Origin of the sequence: Vibrio sp. MMH1-50, assembly GCF_022347645.1 — a bacterium.
In the GTDB taxonomy this organism is placed as follows: domain Bacteria; phylum Pseudomonadota; class Gammaproteobacteria; order Enterobacterales; family Vibrionaceae; genus Vibrio; species Vibrio harveyi.
The window spans coordinates 23,952-41,100 of the sequence record NZ_JAKRGG010000014.1 but is presented as its reverse complement, the minus strand read 5'-3'; the positions used below and the strand labels follow the sequence as shown (position 1 = coordinate 41,100).

At 45.4% G+C, this 17,149-nt stretch carries 16 protein-coding genes, 1 tRNA gene and 1 other annotated feature; of the genes, 9 read left to right on the top strand and 8 right to left on the bottom strand.

Going from position 1 to position 17,149, the window contains the following annotated elements; all coding sequences use genetic code 11:
- Positions 1-8: 8 nt before the first annotated feature.
- From MHO32_RS12685 to uvrY, 4 genes are all read right to left on the bottom strand, one after another.
- Positions 9-82 (bottom strand) — tRNA-Cys (locus tag MHO32_RS12685).
- 400 nt (positions 83-482) lie between these two features.
- Entirely contained in the window at positions 483-1,040 is a 558-nt protein-coding gene (pgsA, locus tag MHO32_RS12680) for a CDP-diacylglycerol--glycerol-3-phosphate 3-phosphatidyltransferase (protein WP_005445072.1), read from the bottom strand.
- A 46-nt stretch (positions 1,041-1,086) separates the two neighbouring features.
- Positions 1,087-2,919: an excinuclease ABC subunit UvrC gene (gene uvrC, locus MHO32_RS12675; RefSeq protein WP_026138235.1), complete on the bottom strand. Its 1,833-nt coding sequence runs from the start codon at positions 2,917-2,919 to the stop codon at positions 1,087-1,089.
- A gap of 1 nt (position 2,920) precedes the next feature.
- Positions 2,921-3,565, bottom strand: a complete 645-nt coding sequence (gene uvrY, locus MHO32_RS12670) for a UvrY/SirA/GacA family response regulator transcription factor (protein ID WP_005434947.1) — start codon at positions 3,563-3,565, stop codon at positions 2,921-2,923.
- A 431-nt stretch (positions 3,566-3,996) separates the two neighbouring features.
- On the opposite strand from uvrY, the gene MHO32_RS12665 reads away from it, so the two are divergent.
- Complete coding sequence (locus MHO32_RS12665; protein WP_110414826.1) at positions 3,997-6,360, top strand: DNA polymerase II; 2,364 nt, start codon at positions 3,997-3,999, stop codon at positions 6,358-6,360.
- A gap of 39 nt (positions 6,361-6,399) precedes the next feature.
- Here the strand turns inward: MHO32_RS12665 and MHO32_RS12660 are convergent, their stop codons facing one another.
- The gene (locus MHO32_RS12660) at positions 6,400-7,167 is read right to left on the bottom strand and encodes a nucleotidyltransferase domain-containing protein (protein WP_239212358.1); all 768 of its coding nucleotides are present in this window, start codon (positions 7,165-7,167) and stop codon (positions 6,400-6,402) included.
- Between the two features lie 186 nt (positions 7,168-7,353).
- On the opposite strand from MHO32_RS12660, the gene efpL reads away from it, so the two are divergent.
- Both efpL and MHO32_RS12650 read left to right on the top strand, forming a co-directional pair.
- Positions 7,354-7,920, top strand: coding sequence for an elongation factor P-like protein EfpL (gene efpL, locus MHO32_RS12655; protein WP_005445063.1), 567 nt, complete (start codon positions 7,354-7,356; stop codon positions 7,918-7,920).
- Between the two features lie 2 nt (positions 7,921-7,922).
- Positions 7,923-8,243 carry an HI1450 family dsDNA-mimic protein gene (locus tag MHO32_RS12650; protein WP_005431208.1) on the top strand — a complete coding sequence of 107 codons (321 nt, stop codon included), beginning with the start codon at positions 7,923-7,925 and terminating at the stop codon, positions 8,241-8,243.
- A gap of 155 nt (positions 8,244-8,398) precedes the next feature.
- On the opposite strand, the gene rluB is transcribed toward MHO32_RS12650, so the two are convergent.
- Complete coding sequence (gene rluB / locus MHO32_RS12645; RefSeq protein WP_005445061.1) at positions 8,399-9,337, bottom strand: 23S rRNA pseudouridine(2605) synthase RluB; 939 nt, start codon at positions 9,335-9,337, stop codon at positions 8,399-8,401.
- Between the two features lie 344 nt (positions 9,338-9,681).
- On the opposite strand from rluB, the gene MHO32_RS12640 reads away from it, so the two are divergent.
- A complete protein-coding gene (locus MHO32_RS12640; RefSeq protein WP_009698409.1) occupies positions 9,682-10,392 on the top strand; it encodes a calcium-binding protein in 711 nt (236 codons plus the stop codon).
- Between the two features lie 86 nt (positions 10,393-10,478).
- On the opposite strand, the gene MHO32_RS12635 is transcribed toward MHO32_RS12640, so the two are convergent.
- Together MHO32_RS12635 and rnm are read right to left on the bottom strand one after the other, a co-directional pair.
- Positions 10,479-11,099, bottom strand: coding sequence for an L-threonylcarbamoyladenylate synthase (locus tag MHO32_RS12635; protein WP_005445057.1), 621 nt, complete (start codon positions 11,097-11,099; stop codon positions 10,479-10,481).
- A gap of 60 nt (positions 11,100-11,159) precedes the next feature.
- Positions 11,160-12,017: an RNase RNM gene (gene rnm, locus MHO32_RS12630; RefSeq protein WP_005445055.1), complete on the bottom strand. Its 858-nt coding sequence runs from the start codon at positions 12,015-12,017 to the stop codon at positions 11,160-11,162.
- A 95-nt stretch (positions 12,018-12,112) separates the two neighbouring features.
- Between rnm and MHO32_RS12625 the strand changes: the two genes are divergently transcribed.
- The 5 genes from MHO32_RS12625 (at position 12,113) to trpCF (ending at position 17,107) form a co-directional block, all read left to right on the top strand.
- Positions 12,113-12,238: a hypothetical protein gene (locus tag MHO32_RS12625; protein WP_005445052.1), complete on the top strand. Its 126-nt coding sequence runs from the start codon at positions 12,113-12,115 to the stop codon at positions 12,236-12,238.
- Positions 12,185-12,288, top strand: a sequence feature (Trp leader region). Its footprint overlaps the gene before it by 54 nt.
- Before the next feature lie 126 nt (positions 12,289-12,414).
- Positions 12,415-13,980 carry an anthranilate synthase component 1 gene (locus tag MHO32_RS12620; RefSeq protein ID WP_239212357.1) on the top strand — a complete coding sequence of 522 codons (1,566 nt, stop codon included), beginning with the start codon at positions 12,415-12,417 and terminating at the stop codon, positions 13,978-13,980.
- 16 nt (positions 13,981-13,996) lie between these two features.
- Positions 13,997-14,605: an aminodeoxychorismate/anthranilate synthase component II gene (locus tag MHO32_RS12615; protein WP_017817896.1), complete on the top strand. Its 609-nt coding sequence runs from the start codon at positions 13,997-13,999 to the stop codon at positions 14,603-14,605.
- A 38-nt stretch (positions 14,606-14,643) separates the two neighbouring features.
- A complete protein-coding gene (gene trpD, locus MHO32_RS12610) occupies positions 14,644-15,654 on the top strand; it encodes an anthranilate phosphoribosyltransferase (protein ID WP_005445045.1) in 1,011 nt (336 codons plus the stop codon).
- Positions 15,655-15,667: 13 nt separating this feature from the next.
- On the top strand, positions 15,668-17,107 hold the full coding sequence (trpCF, locus tag MHO32_RS12605; protein ID WP_005445043.1) for a bifunctional indole-3-glycerol-phosphate synthase TrpC/phosphoribosylanthranilate isomerase TrpF: 1,440 nt from the start codon (positions 15,668-15,670) through the stop codon (positions 17,105-17,107).
- Positions 17,108-17,149: the final 42 nt, after the last annotated feature.

The window sequence follows — 17,149 nt, the reverse complement described above, 5'->3', positions numbered from 1 at the left end:
AAGAATAATGGAGGCGCCTCCCGGAGTCGAACCGAGGTCCACGGATTTGCAATCCGCTGCATAGCCACTCTGCCAAGGCGCCTCATTTGTGAAGAAAGCTTAACTTTTCTCACCACCCTTTCAAGCTTTGCTCTCTTGGGTACGGGATGCATTCTACGGATTCGAGCGATCGAGTCAACACTATTTTTATTTTTTTAAATCGTTTGACCAGAATTTGTGCGAAAGACGGTAAATTGATTAGTTTTGATACTGAAACCACACCAAATACACTTGTTTATCATGAATATTGGGCTTCTCCACCGCCCTATCTCTTTGGGGGATTTTCTATTTCAAGTGTTGATAATCAAAGCCATAAACCATCGCCAAGTGCTGACAGAACAAAAACAAGACTTAGATCACATAAAATTCACTCATAAAATCGAGATAGAAAAAAAGCAGGCGATAGAGCCTGCTTTTTAAAATGCTATTTGTGATGGATTGTTTTAATGATGTTCTTCATTAAGGAGATCATCTTTCGCCGCAGCTAAGTACTGAACCATTGACCAGTACGTCAGGAAGGTTGCTACATATAAAGCACCAAAGCCAAGCCACACCATCCAATCATCGTAACGCCAAATCAGTACCCATAAAGCGAACATTTGCGATACCGTTTTTACTTTACCAACCCAAGAAACTGCGACGCTGGCTCGTTTCCCGATTTCTGCCATCCATTCACGCAATGCAGAGATAATGATTTCACGCGCTATCATTGTTACAGCTGGGATAGTCACCCAAATGGTGTGGTAATGCTCCGTGATCAAAATCAACGCTGTTGCTACCAGAACCTTATCTGCTACTGGGTCAATGAAAGCGCCAAAACGCGATGTTTGACCTAGCTTACGAGCCAACATACCGTCGAGCCAATCAGTAAAACCTGCGACCCAGAAAACCATTGCTGCTGCAAACGGTGCCCAAGAGTAAGGTAGATAGAAAACAACCACGAAAACTGGGATTAGGAACAGTCTTAGTAGAGATAGAATGTTCGGGATATTCAAACGCATTTTATTATTCTCTTACACATTGCGGCTTAATGTTGCGGGATTTTCCTTATTGTTTCAATGCTTGGAAAATAATTTCTGCCAAAGAGTGACTAATTCCCGGTACTTTGGCGATTTCTTCGACACTTGCACGCTTTAATTCTTGTAAACCGCCCATGTATTTGAGCAAAGCTTGACGGCGTTTTGGTCCAACCCCTTCAATTCCCTCTAAAGCACTGGTACGACGCGTTTTTCCACGTTTCGCTCTGTGCCCTGCAATGGCATGGTTATGGCTCTCATCTCGGATGTGTTGAATGAGGTGCAATGCTGGAGCATCGCTTGGCAAGTTAAATTCATCACCATCTACGGTAATTAAGGTTTCAAGACCTGGCTTACGAGTTACCCCTTTCGCAATACCGATCATGGTCGGACGCTTAGGCCAATCCCCCCAATATTGAGCAATGATTTCGTGCGCTCGATTCAACTGACCTTTACCACCATCGATAAAGATAATGTCAGGAATCTTCTCTACATCGAGTTGCTTCGAATAACGACGCTCCAATGCTTGCCCCATCGCTGCGTAGTCATCACCACCAGTAATTCCGGTGATGTTGTAACGACGATACTCTTGCTTAACTGGACCTTCACTGTTGAAAACCACACAAGAGGCAATGGTGCTTTCACCCATCGTATGCGAGATATCGAAACACTCCATTCGAGCAATAGTTTCCATCCCCAAAACTTCCCGCAGCGCTTTGAAGCGTTGGTTAATGGTCATCTTGTGATTAATTTTGGTCGTAATGGCAGTAAGCGCATTGGTATTGGAAAGTTTTAGATAACGACCCCGTGAACCCGTTGGAGAGGTATGGAACTGAACCTTACGACCTGCCACTTCACTTAGAGCTTGTTGGATAGGCTCTATATCGCCACCCAATTCTTGATTCAAAATAATACGAGAAGGAATGGTACGTGCCTCGTTATGGCTCAGATAATACTGAGTCAGGAAGCTATCAAACACTTCTTGTTGACTTGTATTTTGTGGAATCTTTGGGAAATGGCTGCGACTGCCTAGCACCTTACCCTGACGAATCATCAAAATATGGATACAAGCAATACCGTTTTCTTGGGCAAAGCCAAGTACATCCATATCATCCATGCTGTCTTCTGAAACGTACTGTTGTTCTTGTACACGTCGAATCGCTTGGATCTGGTCACGGAATTTGGCTGCGTCTTCAAAACGAAGCTGTTGGCTTGCCACTTCCATCTTTTCAATAAGCTGCTCAAGTACCTGTTTATCTTTACCCTGCAAAAACAAACGAACAAACCCCACCAGCTCGTCGTATTCTTCATCAGAAATAATCGTGCTCACGCACGGACCTGCACAGCGACCAATTTGATACATCAAACATGGACGCGTTCGGTTGGAATACACGGTGTCTTCACACTGTCGAACAGGAAGCGTTTTCTGCAATAAGTGCAAGGTTTCTCGCACTGCGCCCGAATCTGGATACGGTCCAAAGTATTCACCTTTGCGTTTTTTTGCACCACGATGCATAGACAATCGCGGATGTTTGTGACCGCTGATAAAAATGTACGGGTACGATTTATCGTCACGCAGAAGTACGTTGTATTTCGGTAGATATTGTTTGATGTAGTTGTGCTCAAGGATGAGCGCTTCCGTCTCGGTATGGGTCACCGTGACGTCAATCTTGGCAATATTACTGACGAGTGCACGTGTCTTCTCGCTGTCGACTTTCTTGCGAAAATAACTGGAGAGACGCTTTTTGAGGTCTTTGGCTTTGCCGACATAAATAACAACAGCCTCGGCGTTGTACATTCTGTAAACGCCGGGCTGATGAGTTACTGTCTTGAGAAAGGAAGCCGAATCGAAGGGTTGATTCACACTAAAGGGTCTCGGTGTCCAGCATTCCGTGGCGGATCGCTAAGTGTGTTAACTCAACGTCACCATTGATGTCCAATTTGCTAAACAGACGGTAGCGGTAGCTGTTGACTGTTTTTGGACTTAAATTCAGTTGTTCAGAAATATCCGTAACTTTCTGCCCTTTGGTGATCATCATCATGATCTGCAATTCGCGTTCAGATAGGTCTTTAAATGGGTTTTCTGAGGCTGGTGAGAATTGACTCAATGCCATCTGTTGCGCGATCTCAGGCGAGATGTAACGCTGCCCACTGTTAACCACACGAATTGCGTTAACCATTTCATCAGGACCTGCACCTTTGGTTAGGTAACCAGAAGCACCCGCCTGCATCACTTTAGTTGGGAACGGATTTTCCGTATGAACGGTTAATACGATGATTTTTACATCAGGATTCACGCGAAGAATCTTTTTAGTGGCTTCCAAGCCGCCAATTCCTGGCATGTTCATATCCATTAAAACGACGTCTGCATGATTACTGCGACACCATTTTACTGCTTCTTCACCGCTGTCAGCTTCTCCTGCTACGTTCATTCCACGGACGTCTTCAATAATACGTCGTATCCCTGTGCGAACCAGCTCGTGATCATCTACAAGGAAAACATTTATCAAACTTGTATCTCCACACTTTTATTGGCTCTGCACCCACATAACTTTGGTCAATGTGGATATCAGTATGAGTGCCTATATACTAACGCATAAGACAAAAAATTGCTTTCTATGAATATGTGCTTAAACGCAAAGTTTGGCAAGAACTTATTCATAAACCACTCTATTATTTGAGTGTGCTCTGTGCAAAGCCGAATTTTAAGACAAGCTAATTAACAACATAAACTCCAATAAATCAAGCAACTAGATTTCACTTTGCTCAGCGAAACGCAATATCACCTATAAATGGTTATTCCATAAGCGGGTTATCTCTGCTTTTGTACTCCCGCAACACGTCCTTTTAACCTGCGAAATACAACCACTCTATTTCACTGGTTATTTTTACAGTTCTTAATGATAGAATACGTGCTTCATTGATTTACAAGGTTTCTCTATTGAATATCCAACAAGGCTTCCTTCTCACTCGACAAGCCCGAGACATCAAAGGTCAAACTCAAATTGAGCTTTGGCTTTCGACCGAGAATGGTCCGACCCAATTGTTGATTCAAGGAGAAAGACCTGTCTTCTTTATCGAGCAAGCACAAATCGAGCAAACCAAGCGATTTGCCACTTCTAAGCAAATTGCTGTCGACATACGCTCGCTTGAGTTAAAGAACTTCCAACTAACTCCTTTAGCCGCGTGTTATACCCAGACCACGAAAGACGCATTCGCTCTACAAGATGAACTGAAGCAAAACGACATCGTCCATTTCGAGGGCGATGTACGACTTGCCGATCGTTATCTGATGGAACGCTTTATCAAAGGCAGTATGGAGTTTACCGGTAACCAACAATCACTAAACGGCTTCCAACGCATTCAAAATGCAAAGTGTCGCACAGGTGAATACCAACCTAAGCTGCATGTGGTCTCTCTAGATTTGGAATGCTCAGAGAAAGGCATTCTCTACTCGATTGGTTTAGATAGCCCTGTTGATTCACGCGTGATTATGATTGGCGAACCGGAACAAGCAGAGACGCCAATTCAATGGGTGAAAGATGAGAAGGCTTTGCTCGATGCTTTAATTGCGTGGTTTAAGCAATTTGACCCAGATGTGATTGTTGGTTGGAACGTTATCGACTTCGATTTCCGTCTGCTGCATAAGCGCGCAGAGTGGCATAACATGAAGCTGATATTAGGTCGTGCAGACCAGCCAAGTTTCTTCCGCAGCTCAGCACAAAGCCAACAGGGCTTTATCTCTATTCCTGGTCGTGTTGTGCTGGATGGTATCGATACGCTCAAAACCGCGACCTACCATTTCCGTTCTTGGTCACTTGAGTCTGTTTCACAAGAACTCCTTGGCGAAGGTAAAGAAATTCATAACGTGCATGACAGAATGGATGAAATCAATCGCATGTACCGTTCAGACAAGCCGTCTCTCGCTAAATACAACTTGCAAGATTGTGTGTTGGTTAACAAGATTTTTGACCACACTCACCTACTCGACTTCGCGATAGAACGCTCCCGCCTAACAGGTGTGGAATTAGACCGCGTTGGGGGGTCAGTGGCCGCATTTACCAATTTGTATCTGCCTCAAATCCACCGAGCAGGCTATGTTGCCCCAAACCTGCATCCAGAAAACTGGATCGCCAGCCCAGGGGGCTATGTGATGGACTCTATCCCGAACCTTTACGATTCCGTATTGGTGCTCGATTTTAAGAGTCTTTACCCCTCTATTATTCGCTCATTCTTGATTGACCCTATGGGTTTGGTCGAGGGCTTACAGCTTGAAATCGGCAAAGCAGAAGATGAAGCGGTACCGGGATTTCGTGGTGGTCAGTTCCATCGCTCGAAACACTTTCTACCCGAGATGATCGAAAAGCTCTGGGCAGCCCGCGACGTCGCAAAGAAGAACAATGAGAAAGCCTTCTCGCAAGCTATCAAAATCATCATGAACTCTTTCTATGGCGTGCTTGGTTCTTCCGGTTGTCGTTTCTTTGATACCCGCCTTGCTTCAAGCATCACCATGCGTGGGCACGAAATTATGAAACAAACCAAGGTGCTGATCGAAGCCAAAGGCTATCAAGTGATTTATGGCGATACCGATTCAACTTTTGTGTCGTTAAATGGCCCGTATAGCCAAGTAGATGCCGATAAGATTGGTAATGAACTGGTCGATTACATTAATCAATGGTGGGGTGATCACCTTCGTGATGAATACAATCTCAATTCGATTCTTGAGCTAGAATACGAAACCCATTATCGCAAGTTCTTGATGCCGACCATTCGAGGCGCAGAAACTGGCTCAAAGAAACGCTACGCTGGTCTAATTGGTGAAGGTGAAAAAGAACGTATCATCTTTAAAGGGTTAGAGAGCGCACGCACCGACTGGACACCGCTGGCGCAGCGTTTCCAAAACACCTTGTACCAAATGATTTTCCATGGTGAAGATCCGAGTGATTACGTACGAGAGATGGTTGAAAAAACCAATAGTGGCGAGTTTGATGATCAATTGGTTTATCAAAAGCGCTTACGTCGCAAGCTGCACGAATACCAAAAGAACATTCCGCCACAAGTACGCGCTGCGCGCTTAGCCGATGACATCAATGCTAAATTAGGCAGACCACTGCAGTATCAAAACCGTGGTCGAATTGAATATTTGATCACTGTTAACGGGCCAGAACCGCATGAGTACCGTAATAGCCCTATCGACTATCAGCATTATATTGATAAACAGCTAAAACCGATCGCGGACGCTATTTTGCCGTTCATTGGCACAGACTTCGAGCAGTTATCTGCACCACAGATGGGGCTGTTCTAAATCAGATTCGAAATTGGAAAGGCGCTAACGCTGTTGGCGTTAACCAATGCGGAATTCGGTTTTCTGATATTGCTTTACTAACCAATCGCCAAAACCGTCCAATAACCCAACCACAGAGCGTTTAGGGATAGGACGTCCAGAGAGCAGAATACCAAGGCGTTCTATCTCAAGTTGCTTTTCTGGGTGATACCGCAAAAACACTTCGCCACATTTAAGCGGGTCGTCCAACCAACGTTTATCACGATACATGATTAAAGAATACGAAGCGCGAAGCAGTTTCTTGGCGATAATAACTTGAGCACTGACCAGCTCTTCAACACTTTGTGCTTGTACAATCTTAGTACGATACACCGACAGCCAATCTTCCACATCCATGTTCCAGTGCTTGGCAATCTCCCAACTTGGTACATAATCACCAAAGCAATCTGCCAGATCATCACCATAAACACACACACAGCAATGCTTGAGCATAAAACCCCAAGTAAAAATGCTATCGAGATTGGCTACTTCATTGACCAACGCCGTGCGAATCGACACCCCTTTCACGTGAGGATACCCTTGCTGTGCTCGCCATTTGATGGTGTTTAGTAACGTGGCGCGGTTGTTTTCAAAGCCCGCCTTTGTCACAACCACCATATCAAGATTCGATCTACCTGCGACCGCAGACTTACGGGCCACGCTACCGTAGACGTAAACACTGTGCAAGTTTGCGCCAAGCCCACCTTTTAGGCATGCGAGAACTTCTCTGAGCAGAGGTTCGAATTCAGGTTGGAAAGGATGTTTTGGATCGATAATAGGGAGAGACATTGAAGAAAACGCGATCTCAAGCTTTTAACGGACGAAGGGCTATATGATCCACCAGCATTACGTTTGGATCAAGCCTATTCATCTCCTTATTAATGTTCAAATTACTGAGTGGAATTTTAATGCCAGACAAAGAACTTAGCGCTATAATCACCAAGTTTTGCTTAATAAGTGTAATAGGAAAATACAATGCCAAAGGCAAGTGAAATCAAAAAAGGCTTCGCAATCGAGTCTAATGGTAAAACTCTTCTAGTTAAAGACATCGAAGTAACGACTCCTGGCGGTCGTGGCGGCGCTAAAATCTACAAAATGCGTTGTACAGATCTGAACACTGGTGCTCGTGTAGACGAGCGTTACAAGTCTGATGATGTTGTTGAAACAGTAGAAATGAACAAACGTGCAGTTGTGTACTCATACGCTGACGGCGATGAGCACATCTTCATGGACAACGAAGACTACTCACAATACACATTCAAGCACAATGAAGTTGAAGACGACATGCTGTTCATCAACGAAGACACACAAGGTATCCACATTATCCTTGTGAACGGTGCTGCTGTGGGTATCGAACTACCATCTTCTGTTGAGCTAGTGATTGAAGAAACTGACCCTTCAATCAAAGGTGCTTCTGCATCTGCACGTACTAAACCAGCACGCTTTGCTTCAGGTCTTGTAATCCAAGTTCCTGAATACATCGCAACTGGTGACCGTGTTATCATTAACACGACTGAACGTAAATACATGAGCCGAGCATAAGCATGTCTGATTTGATTTCTTACGACGACGTTATCGACGCTGCGTACGACATCTTCCTTGAGATGGCTCCAGATAACCTAGAGCCCGCTGATGTCATTCTGTTTACTGCGCAATTTGAAGATCGTGGTGCCGCAGAACTTGTTGAAACTGGTGATGACTGGGTTGAACACGTTGGCTTCGATATCGACAAAGAAGTGTATGCAGAAGTTCGAATCGGCTTAGTAAACGAGGAAAATGACGTGCTTGATGACGTTTTTGCTCGTATGCTAATCAGTCGAGACCCAGAACATAAGTTCTGTCATATGCTTTGGAAACGTGACTAACGCTTTCCCTATCATGATCAAAAACACCAGCCTCATGCTGGTGTTTTTTTATGTTTATTAATTGCACAAGCATGATTGAAAGACATGAAAGCTCATAAGCTCGAAAAGAAAAAGGCTTGCCGATTTGGCAAGCCTTTCTGATTTTCTGCTATCGATTAACGATGCTTGTTACGTGCACCTTGGTCACCTGCAGTCTTCTTCGGCTTACGACGAGAAGGATTGTTGCTGCGACCTTTTGGTGTGTTAACACGCTCTTCGTGACGCTTAACTGCGCGACGGATTTTTTGGCTACGAGCACGTTCACGCTTACGTGATGTGTTGTCTTTGTTCAGATCAAGCATGGTTTCTTTCTCTGGACGAAGTTCTACAAGCTCACGCAGATAGTTCACTTCTTTCAGGTCAAGTTCCATCCAACCACCACGAGGTAGTTTCTTGTCTAGGAAGATATCACCGTAACGAACACGTTTTAGACGGCTAACCGTACATTCTTGAGATTCCCACAAACGACGAACCTCACGGTTACGACCTTCGTTAATTACTACGTAGAACGTGTGGTTCATACCTTCACCACCCGCGTGTACTACGTCTTCAAAACGAGCCATACCATCTTCAAGTTCTACACCACTTACTAGGTTACGAACTTTTTTCTCGTTCACTTCACCAAACACACGCACTAGGTATTCACGCTCAACCTGACGGCTTGGGTGCATTAGGCGGTTTGCCAATTCACCATCAGTTGTGAAAAGCAGTAGGCCAGATGTGTTCGCATCAAGACGACCAACTGAAATCCAACGAGAGCCACGAATTTTTGGCAGACGATCGAAAACAGTGCGACGACCTTCAGGGTCGTGACGAGTACATAGTTCACCTTCTGGCTTGTAGTAAGCCAATACACGACAGATCACTTCTTCTTGTGCCTTTGCAGACACAATGTGACCATCGATACGAACTACGCTGTTCTCATCTTCTAGTCTTTCACCAAGTTTAGCTACGATTCCGTTCACGCTAACGCGACCAGATTTAATTAACGATTCGATCTCACGACGAGAACCGTGTCCAGCACGTGCTAATACTTTTTGTAACTTTTCGCTCATTTATCTACCTATGTGTCGTCTTCACAGACGTCGAGACCAGAATTGGTCTTCATTGTGCAAGTTACCCAACCTATTGGGATTTTTTCGGTCGGACATTATACGAGATTCTACGACTTAATGTAAGCGAAATCGTCGACATTGGCGTAGCAAAATATCGGCCATAAACTCACACTTCCCTCATCAATTTGTCCAACTTAGTACCAGACAAAGACCATCGAGAACCGCACTATTATAGGTCGCCTTTCACCTCTAAAAACCTGACCTACCTGATAAAATTATCAGAGTGGTAACAAAGAAAACCCAATAGCTTGCTAGCTCCCTCAAACAAAACAAAGGAATAATAAATGTCTCATACAAATCTTGACCTGAATTGGATATTTGGTACGGCAGCAGATGACGATCTAACGGGCACATTAGGTTCGAACACGACCGATATTTTTGTTGGCTTCGGCGGCGATGATAAGTTTGTTGGTTACGGCGGTAATGACTATGTCTATGGGGGTCGTGGTGACGATCACCTGTTAGGTGGCCGAGGTAATGATCTCATCTCAGGTGGCTCTGGTGATGATTTTCTGTCTGGCGGTCTAGGCAACGACCTGTTGTTTGGTGGTTGTGGCGACGATACGATTTTTGACTACTCAGGTAACAACTTCATCAACGCTGGTTGGGGCGATGATACCGTCGTGGTCGGTGACGGTCATTCGGTGATCGCTGGAGGTTGCGGTGATGACACTTTCGTAATGACCAATCGCCTTGCCATCGGTGTGCCAGACCAACCTGTCTCATCAAACGACATTGAAGTAAAAGCAGAAATTCTCGACTTTAATATTTGCCACGACAAGTTGGTCTTTGATATGGGTCTAGACACCAATGACGACGGCATTCGCGATACATTCTTGGATTCCGCCGACGATCTGACTCTGTCTTACAACGATTTTGGTTGGGCTGTATTCTCAAGCGATCAGTTCAATGTTGAAGTCACACTAAAAGGCATTGATGCGGGATACATGAACTACGTCGAACACCACGGCATTGATATCTTCGATTTCGCATAAGCTAAATGCTCAGCGATAGGCTTTATTAAAAATAAAAAGGGAGGCTTCTGTGCCTCCCTTTCTTATTTCATTACCAATAGAGCGAACTATTCAAATGGTGCAGGATCGCCCGAACCAACACGTGCTACAACAGCATCGCCTTCACTGAAATCAATCACTGTCGTTGGTTGCTCACCAAGATAACCGCCATTAAGGATCACATCTACCGCATGCTCAAGCTTATCGCGGATGTCTTCAGGATCTGACTCAGTAACATCACTACCCGGTAAGATCAGCGACGTCGACATCATTGGCTCGCCTAACGCTTCAAGCAGATCAAGTGCGATACGGTTATCTGGAACACGGATACCAATGGTCTTACGTTTCGCGTTCATCAAACGACGCGGCACTTCTTTTGTGCCTTTGAAGATAAAAGTGTAAGGACCAGGAGTGTTATTTTTCAGAAGTCGGAATGCGGCGTTATCAACACGCGCATACAGAGATAACTCCGACAAATCACGACATAACAAAGTAAAGTTATGCTTGTCATCCAGACGACGAATCTGACAGATGCGTTCTAACGCCTGCTTGTTCTCCAATTGACAGCCTAGTGCATAACCGGAATCGGTCGGATACACCACAACACCGCCGTTACGAATGATTGCTACTGCTTGATTGATCAAGCGAGCCTGTGGGTTTTCTGGATGAACGTAAAAAAACTGGCTCATTGTAATTCCTCATTATCGAACCTCTCGGCTCTATATTTTTTATGGAGTCTAGACTCCGTCTTATTCAGCGCTTTCTAGAGAAGGGTCAATTCCCCAATCTTTCCAAACTGGCTCTACGCCCGAAGGTAACCAAAGGTTTCTTCCCAACTCCATCCACGGTGATGGATAGTGAAAATCACTGCCTTGAGACGCTAATAGTTTGTATTGTATAGCATAATCCGCCAAGTTGCGTCTTTCTTGTTGCGCTTGTTGGGGTTGCGCCACTTCCATAGCGTCTCCACCAGCATCAACAAACGCGGCTAATAAGCGTTTTACCCACTTTGCCGTCAGTTGGTAACGCCCCGGATGCGCGAGTACCGCTTGACCACCCGCGGCATGAATAGCATCTACCGCATCTTTCATTGAACACCAGTTTGGTGGGACATAACCCGGATTGGTGCGCGTCAGAAACTTCTTAAACACCATCTGCATGGTCTTGGCGTAACCGTTGTCGACCAACCACTTAGCAAAGTGCGCACGGGTAATAGGCGCATCACCAGCTATTTGCTGCACTTCTTCCAGCACACCTTCACGGGTCGCCTTCTGTAAACGTTCCGCAATAAGCTCTGCACGTGTAACGCGATGCTTTTTTTGTTGCTCGATTAACTCAACCAACGCTGGGCTGTCCGGGTCAATGTTTAACCCAACAATATGAATATCTTTATTCTGCCAAACCGTGGAAATCTCGATACCGTTGATGATTTTTATCGGAAGATTATTTTCTTCAACGTATTGCTTGGCCGGAGCTAAGCCGTCAACCGTATCATGATCCGTGATCGCCAAAACCTCGATATCAAAACTCAATGCCCTGTCTACTAGATCATGTGGTGCAAAGCGACCATCTGATGCAGTGGTGTGGCTGTGTAAATCAATTCTCATTTTTTTGTCGTTTTAATGCTGTTTTGGGGTTGACTTTTTATCTCTGCACTAGTTAACTAGTACACAAATACGAAGTACCTAATTTAAGGCTCACCATGTTACAAGAATTTAACCAAAACCAGGAAGCGAAAGTTGCAGATCGTCTTAATAAGATGAATTCTGTTGATCTAGCTTGGTGGCGCACTTGGACAAGTTCTTGGTGGGCGAACGTGTACTTCTAGTTTAACGAATGAAATGTCACAAAGCCCGCTACTTCAGCGGGCTTTTTGTTTTGCCGTCTACCTCACAGTTAACTGCTCAAACATTCATCGGATATGACCAAAACTAGATTGGGTGAACGTTTGCTTTATGCGACTATGTACGGCAGGAAGATATAAAACAGCTATAAGGAGGTCTTGTGAACAAGGCCATTGAAATTAAGAAACTTGGACAGCTTGAAGTACTGACGGCTTCCGTCCCTTATACTCAAGACCCGACTCGCTTGTTCCACACATTATGTGAGAACAAAACTGACAGTCTGTTGCTGGAATCTGCTGAGATCGATTCAAAGCAAGATTTGAAGTCGCTGTTGATTGTTGATTCAGCCGTACGCATCGTTTGTTACGGTCACACTGTCAAGATGCAAGCGTTGACCAATAACGGTAAGAACCTACTAACTCACTTAAACCAAAACATCCGTGGTGATGTCGAGAGTGAGCTCGATGGCGAAACACTGACTTTAGATTTCACCCACCCGTGCGACACGCTAGATGAAGACTCTCGACTGCGTGAAGCCTCTTCATTTGATGCGCTGCGTTTGGTTCAGCACAGCTTCGATATCTCGGACCAAGACAAACACGCGATTTTCCTTGGTGGTTTGTTTGCCTACGACTTGGTCGCTAACTTCGAACCACTGGGCAATGCAGAAGCCACAAACCAATGCCCAGATTATGTTTTCTACGTCGCCGAAACACTGCTGGTTGTGGACCACCAAACAGAATCTTGTCAGCTGCAAGCAACTTTATTTGTTGATGATTCAGAAAAAACAGCGCTAGAAACTCGCATCTCAGAAATCAGTGCACAATGCGCAGCACCAAAACTACTGCCAAGTGCAGAGCAAATCGCGGATGTGACAGTTAGACCAAGCGTGTCTGACGATGACTTCTGCCAAATCGTTCGTGACCTAAAAGAGTTCGTCGTAAAAGGGGATGTATTCCAAGTCGTACCGTCTCGCCGATTTACGCTACCTTGCCCTTCTCCATTGGCAGCTTATAAAGAGCTAAAACAGAGCAACCCAAGCCCTTACATGTTCTACATGCAAGACGAGCTGTTCACTCTATTCGGAGCATCACCAGAGAGTGCGCTCAAGTACGAAACAGACACTAACCAAATTGAAATCTACCCAATCGCAGGGACTCGCCGCCGTGGCAAACGTCCAAACGGTGATATCGATTTTGACTTGGATAGCCGTATCGAACTCGAATTGCGCACTGACATGAAAGAAAACGCTGAGCACATGATGCTAGTCGACTTAGCACGAAATGACGTCGCACGTATTGCTCAAGCTGGAACTCGCCACGTCGCAGACTTACTCAAAGTCGACCGCTACAGCCACGTAATGCACTTGGTATCTCGTGTCGTTGGGCAACTACGTAACGATCTAGACGCCCTGCACGCTTACCAAGCTTGTATGAACATGGGCACACTAACTGGCGCACCAAAGATTCGTGCAATGCAGTTGATTCGTGATGTAGAGGGCGCACGCCGCGGTAGCTACGGAGGCGCAGTAGGTTACCTTACCGGCGAAGGTACATTAGATACTTGTATCGTTATCCGCTCAGCTTATGTTGAGAACGGCATTGCTCAAGTTCAAGCAGGCGCAGGTGTGGTGTTTGATTCTGATCCACAAACAGAAGCAGACGAAACACGCGGGAAAGCCCAAGCGGTAATTTCTGCTATTCAAGCAGCACATAAGTCACAATAAGGAATAGGGTTCAGAGATGGCTAATATCATTTTTATCGATAACTTTGACTCGTTCACCTACAACCTTGTGGATCAGTTCCGCTCGCTAGGTCACTCAGTCAAGATTTACCGAAACAACATTCCAGCAAAAACCATTGAACAAGCAGTGAATGAGCTTGAGAACCCTGTAGTACTGCTATCGCCAGGTCCTGGTGCGCCGTCTGAAGCAGGCTCAATGCCAGAGCTAATTCAATTGCTGAAAGGCAAAGTTCCTATGATTGGTATTTGTCTTGGTCACCAAGCAATTGTTGAAGCTTACGGCGGTACCGTTGCTGGTGCAGGCGAAATCATTCACGGGAAGGTCTCTATGATGGAGCACCAAAACCATGCGATTTACCAAAACCTACCATCACCACTTGCAATTGCACGTTACCACTCGTTAGTTGCAACCAAGGTTCCTGAGAGCCTAACCATCACAGCAGAAGTGGATGATTTGGTCATGTCTGTTGTACATGAAAAAGATAAAGTTTGCGGGTTCCAGTTCCACCCGGAATCTATTATGACGACCTACGGAGCGACACTGTTGGCCAATGCCATTGAATGGGCACTCGAAGTACAAACTTCAGTGAATTCCCTCACTGCTTAAAAAAGCGCTTGGCACATAAGAAATTTAGGAGAGGAAATATGGAAGCAATCATCAACCCTATTATTACCAAGTTGTACGAGCAAGAGTCACTGACTCAGGAAGAGAGCCAACAACTGTTCGACATCATCATCCGTGGTGAACTCGATCCGATTTTGATGGCATCAGCACTGACTGCACTAAAAATCAAAGGCGAAACACCGGATGAAATTGCGGGTGCGGCAAAAGCACTGCTGGCAAACGCAAACCCATTTCCTCGCCCAGATTACGATTTCGCAGATATCGTAGGTACTGGTGGAGACGGTCACAACACCATCAATATTTCAACCACCGCGGCATTTGTTGCTGCAGCATGTGGTCTAAAAGTAGCAAAACACGGCAACCGCAGCGTTTCAAGCAAATCGGGTTCTTCTGACCTTCTTGATTCATTTGGTATCAACCTAGCCATGAGCGCAGAAGATACGCGCAAAGCGGTCGACGATATCGGTGTTGCTTTCCTATTTGCACCTCAATACCACGGTGGTGTGCGCCATGCGATGCCTGTGCGTCAAACTATGAAAACACGCACCATCTTTAACATTCTTGGTCCGCTGATTAACCCAGCTCGTCCAAACATCGAATTGATGGGTGTTTACAGTGAAGAACTGGTTCGTCCTATCGCGGAAACCATGCTACAAATGGGTATGAAGCGCGCCGCAGTGGTACACGGAAGTGGTTTGGACGAAGTCGCGATTCATGGCGAAACAACGGTTGCAGAAATCAAAGACGGCAAGATCACTGAGTACACGCTAACACCAGCAGACTTCGGTCTAGAAGCGCACCCGTTAGAAGCAATCAAAGGTGGCGATCCTGAAGAAAACAAGGCGATCATTACCAATATCCTGACGGGTAAAGGTACAGACGCACAATTGGGTGCAGTGGCAGTGAACGTTGCTCTGCTAATGCGTCTATTCGGTGACGAAGATTTAAAAGCCAACACGCAACAAGCGATTGAGGCAATGAATTCAGGCAAGGCGTACCAATTGGTACAACAACTTGCCGCACACGCTTAAGGAATTGAAGAACATGACTGACTTCAACACTCAGCAAGCTGACAACCTGTCTGAACACGTTTCTAAAAAAGAAGCAGAAATGGCAGAAGTACTGGCGAAAATTGTCCGCGACAAATATCAATGGGTAGCAGACCGTAAGGTGTCTCAACCGCTAAGCACATTTCAGTCTGATTTGCTGCCATCGGACCGCAGCTTCTACGATGCTCTGAGTGGCGAAAAGACGGCATTCATCACCGAATGTAAGAAGGCATCTCCTTCTAAAGGTTTGATTCGTGATCACTTCGACTTGGATTACATTGCATCGGTTTATAACAACCATGCTGATGCCATTTCAGTATTAACAGACGAAAAATACTTCCAAGGTAACTTTGATTTTCTTCCTCAAGTGCGTGGTCAAGTCAAACAACCCGTTCTGTGCAAAGACTTTATGGTAGATACCTACCAAGTTTACCTAGCGCGTCATTACAGCGCCGATGCCGTATTGCTGATGCTTTCAGTCCTGAATGACGAAGAGTACAAAGCGCTAGAAGAAGCGGCACACAGTTTAAACATGGGTATTCTGACTGAAGTTAGCAACGAAGAAGAGCTTCATCGCGCGGTTAAGTTAGGAGCGCGTGTCATCGGAATCAATAATCGTAACTTGCGCGACCTAAGTACTGATTTGAATCGTACTAAAGAACTGGCACCAACAATTCGCGAATTAGCACCAAACGCAACCGTGATTTCAGAGTCTGGCATTTATACGCATCAACAAGTTCGTGATTTAGTGGAATACGCAGACGGGTTCTTGATTGGTAGCTCGCTGATGGCAGAAGACAACCTAGAGCTTGCGGTTCGTAAAGTGACGTTGGGTGAAAACAAGGTGTGTGGCTTAACTCATCCTGATGATGCTGCAAAGGCATACCAAGCTGGCTCAGTGTTTGGCGGTCTAATTTTTGTTGAAAAGTCAAAGCGTGCTGTGGATCTGGAAAGTGCTCGTCTAACGATGAGTGGCGCACCTCTTCATTATGTAGGTGTATTCCAAAACCACGACATCGACTTTGTAGCTTCAATGGTGACCTCTCTGGGGTTAAAAGCAGTCCAACTGCACGGTCAAGAAGATCAAGCTTACGTCAACCAACTCAAAGCAGAGCTGCCATCAGGTGTTGAAATCTGGAAAGCTTACGGCGTTACTGATGCCAAGCCAGAACTGCTTGTAGATAACATAGACCGCCACCTTTTGGATGCTCAAGTTGGCACTCAAACAGGCGGAACAGGTCACGTGTTTGATTGGTCACTGATCGGCGACCCAAGTCAAATTATGCTGGCTGGCGGGTTGTCGCCAGAGAATGCAAGACAAGCAGCAAATTTGGGCTGCTTGGGACTAGATTTAAATTCTGGTGTAGAAAGCGCACCAGGTAAGAAAGATTCACAGAAGTTGCTCGCGGCATTCAATGCAATTCGCAACTACTAAAGCTGTTTGTAGCTAAAAATTTAAAGCTATTCGTAGCGAAAA